The organism is Wolbachia endosymbiont of Nomada ferruginata (assembly GCF_001675785.1).
In the GTDB taxonomy this organism is placed as follows: Bacteria; Pseudomonadota; Alphaproteobacteria; order Rickettsiales; family Anaplasmataceae; genus Wolbachia; species Wolbachia pipientis.
The window spans coordinates 1-813 of record NZ_LYUY01000174.1 but is presented as its reverse complement, the minus strand read 5'-3'; the positions used below and the strand labels follow the sequence as shown (position 1 = coordinate 813).

General features: G+C 34.1%; 2 protein-coding genes. One reads left to right on the top strand and one right to left on the bottom strand.

Annotated elements, in window-relative coordinates:
* Positions 1-234: 234 nt before the first annotated feature.
* Positions 235-510 carry a hypothetical protein gene (locus BA053_RS07570; RefSeq protein WP_156518242.1) on the bottom strand — a complete coding sequence of 92 codons (276 nt, stop codon included), beginning with the start codon at positions 508-510 and terminating at the stop codon, positions 235-237.
* A 46-nt stretch (positions 511-556) separates the two neighbouring features.
* Between BA053_RS07570 and BA053_RS06300 the strand changes: the two genes are divergently transcribed.
* Positions 557-813: helix-turn-helix domain-containing protein (locus tag BA053_RS06300; protein WP_167347182.1), on the top strand; the 257-nt coding region annotated here is incomplete at its 3' end.

The window sequence follows — 813 nt, the reverse complement described above, 5'->3', positions numbered from 1 at the left end:
GGGCCATTTACCAGTAAAAAAAATAGCTAACGCACTTAAAAGTGGAATCAACGCAGTAATTAATAAATAATTCTCAGTAATTGAAAATGGTAAGGAAAGAGACGTTAAAACACAGTCCATTAAATAATTCATCTTTTTGTTTAGGTAAAGCTAGAATTATACTAAAATCATAGAAAAACCGCTATGTTTTTTTGGCAAACTAGTCGTTTGTGTATGCTATAGCTATACTGCGATTCATTCCACAACTGTACGAACATTTGTTTTTGTTAAACACAACAAAGATGTCATCCCAGTGCCCTGACTACTTGGATCCAGGAAAGTTTGCTTGCTCACAAGCAAACTAGCATAGAAAAACGTTTTCGATGAGATTGCAGAAAACCAGTGTCTGGGCACTGGGATGACAAAGGAGGACAGTGTCAAGCACTGACCATTTGCTGTGCAGTTTACCTTTAAAAATGAATGTTCATACAGTAAGCCATAAGATGTATTAAATAAGACTTGACCTGACACTTTAAAAAAGTAAGTTAAAAATAATAAAAATAAAGGAGTGTTAGATATGAGTACAATACAGACAAAAATATTAAAACCAAAGCTAGGATTATTAGAACTAGCAAAACAACTAGGAAATGTGTCTCAAGCATGCAAAGTGATGGGATACTCAAGAGATACATTTTATCGCTTTAAGGAGTTATATGAAAATGGAGGAGAGGAAGCATTACATGAAATAAGTAAGAAAAAACCGCTATTAGCAAACAGAGTTTCCGACGATATAGAAAGAGCAGTGATTAGTATAGCAACAGAATTTCCAGCATA